Source organism: Vicinamibacteria bacterium (genome assembly GCA_035620555.1).
Classification (GTDB): Bacteria; Acidobacteriota; Vicinamibacteria; order Marinacidobacterales; family SMYC01; genus DASPGQ01.
Genome location: DASPGQ010000147.1, coordinates 1 through 2,702, shown reverse-complemented (window position 1 = coordinate 2,702; position 2,702 = coordinate 1). Strand labels below are relative to the sequence as shown.

The following is a 2,702-nucleotide window of genomic DNA, read 5'->3' as shown; positions in this document are numbered from 1 at the left end:
CGCTTTGCAGGAGGCGTCGACGCTCTCCGGTGGCGAGATGCAGCGCATCGCCATCTGCCGGGCAATCGCGCGAAAGCCGAAGCTGCTTCTTGCCGACGAGCCCACGGGGAACCTCGACGACCACAGCTCCGGCCAGGTGATGGATCTCCTTGTGGAGCTGGTCGATGAACAGCGGGCTACGCTGCTCTTCGTCACCCACAGCTCCGAGCAGGCGGCGCGAGCGGACGATCGGCTCCGGCTCCACGGTGGAAAGCTCGAGCCCGCGTGATTCGCTACTTCTTTGCCGCCCTGAGAGCGCAGCTTCACGGCGGGAAAATCCTCTTCATCCTGAGCGTCACCGGTGTGGCGTTGGGGGTCGGGGCGGTCGTGTCGATCCAAATCATCAACCAGAATGCGCTGGGCGCGTTCCGGGGGAGCATGAAAGCCGTGAGCGGTGATGCCGACTTGAGCATCATCGGCACCACCGGCGCGCTCCCCGAGTTGCTCTATCCCGAGGTGCTGGCTACGGCTGGTGTCGAGGCAGCGTGGCCCATTCATCGAATCGATGTGGCGCAGGGCGACAGTTACCTCTCCATCTTGGGCTTGGATCTGTTCCTGCCGATCGACCTGCCCTGGGACGTAGAGAGAATCGAAACCACGGGCCCGTTCTCGCAGCTCGGCTGGGTGGCCGTCACCCCGGCGCTTGCTCGGGAGAAGGGTTGGGATATCGGCGACCGGTTCCCGGTCAGCGTCGGTACGCGAACGGTCGAGCTGGTCGTGGGCGGGTTTTCCGACTTTGAGCGCGCGTCACCTCTCGCGAGCCCCCGCCTGGCGGTGATGGACATCGCCCAGGCGCAATCGCTTCTGGGAACACCGGGGGAGCTCGATCAAATCGACGTGCGTATCCGGGCGGATGCCGACCACGAGGCCGTGCGTGCGGCTCTGGGCGTGCGCCTCGGCCCCGCCGCCCTGATCCAGACGGCGAACGAGCGCGAGCAGCAGGCCTCAGACCTTCTTGCGGCGTTTCGCCTGAATCTCACGGCGCTCTCGCTCATCAGTCTCTTCGTGGGCGGCTTTCTCGTCTACAGCAGCACGCAAGCGACGCTCGTTCGTCGACGAACCGAGCTCGGCCTCCTGAGATCGATCGGCGCTACACACGGACAGGTCTTCGCGCTGCTGCTCGCGGATGTCAGCGTGCTCGCGGTATCCGGGGCGGCGTTGGGACTGCCGCTGGGATATCTTGCGGCGGCGGCCAATGTCGATCGGGTGAGCGCCACGGTCTCGAATCTCTACCTGCTCGAAGAGATCCACGAGCTCCAAGTCTCGCCCTGGTTCTTCCTGCTGGCAGCCTCGATCGGGATCGCGGGCGCCCTCTTCGGTGCGTTGTTCCCCGCGCTCGAATTGGGGCGCAAGGACACGCGCGCGCTCTTGTCGGCGTTTCCGCTCCACGAGCGCGTGGGGAAGGCAGCTCCGCGGCTCTTTCTGCTGGGTGCCGCCGTGGTCGCCGCCGCCGGCGGGATCTATTCACTCGCGGGTGACCGGTGGCGCCCGGCGGGGTTCGTTCAAGCCTTCCTTCTGGTGGTCGCCGTGCCTCTGCTCACTCCTTGGCTCGTGCAACAGGCCACGCGCAGGGTCGAAGTGCGCAGGTTCGGGCTCACCTACGGCGTGAAAGGCCTCGGCAAGCAGCTCCAGACCACTCCGATCGCCATCGCCGCGGTCGCGGTCGCGATGAGCATGGTGGTCGGGGTCACGACGCTGGTCTCGAGCTTTCGAGAGACTCTCTCGATCTGGATCGACGCGACGATTCGAGCCGACGTCTACGTTTCGACCCCCTCGTGGCGGAGGGCCCGAGAAGCGGGGCTCGAGCCCTGGGTCGTGGATACGCTCCGTGGTCATCCGAGCGTGGTCCGCGTCGATCGATTGCGGGGGCTCTTGGCGTACTCGAATGGAAGAAGGTTCTCGCTTTCGGGAATCGATGTGGACGTCCCCATCGCCGGGAGATTCTCGCTCTTGGACGGAAGCGCCGAGCAGGCGGAGCGGGGACTGACCGCTGGAGGCGTTCTCGTCGGCGAGCCGCTCGCACGCAAGCTCGGGCTCTCGGTCGGCGGCGAGCTGGTCGTGGCCGGATTCGATGGCCCAATCAATCTTCCGGTCTCGGCGATCTATTACGACTATTCGAGCGAGCTCGGCTCGGCCTTCGTGTCTCTCGCCACGCTCGAAGAGCACTTCGGCGCCGGCCCCATTCAAAACGTCGCCCTCTATCTGGAGCCCGAAGCGGACGTCGACCGGGTCGTGGACGATCTGAGGCGGCGTCTGAATGGAGTTCCCCTGAACCTCACGAGCAACCGCCGCCTGCGCGAGCAGGCGTTGCGGGTCTTCGACCAGACGTTTGCGGTCACCCGCCTCCTTCGCTACATGAGTCTGGTGATCGCCGTCTGCGGGGTAACGCTGACCCTGCTCGTACTGGCCAGAGAGCGTGCGTCGGAGCTTGCGCTCTATCGTGCCTTGGGCGCGGAACGCCGGCAGATCTTCATCGTGTACCTCGGGAAGGGCCTCGGAATGGGAATCTCCGGGGTCGTTCTCGGGAGCGTCGTCGGCATCGCCTTCGCCCTCGTGCTGGTTTACGTCGTGAACCCAGCTTTCTTTGGCTGGACCATCGCGCCCTCATGGCCTTCCCGGCTTTTCCTGGAGCAAAGCCTCGTCGTGCTCGCGGCGGCCGCTGT

General features: G+C 65.6%; 2 protein-coding genes. Both read left to right on the top strand.

What is annotated here, in order from left to right; genetic code table 11:
- Positions 1-268: ATP-binding cassette domain-containing protein (locus tag VEK15_05790; GenBank protein HXV60185.1), on the top strand; the 268-nt coding region annotated here is incomplete at its 5' end.
- A partial coding sequence (locus tag VEK15_05785) for an FtsX-like permease family protein (protein ID HXV60184.1) occupies positions 265-2,702 on the top strand: 2,438 nt, incomplete at its 3' end. The genes VEK15_05790 and VEK15_05785, both read left to right, overlap by 4 nt.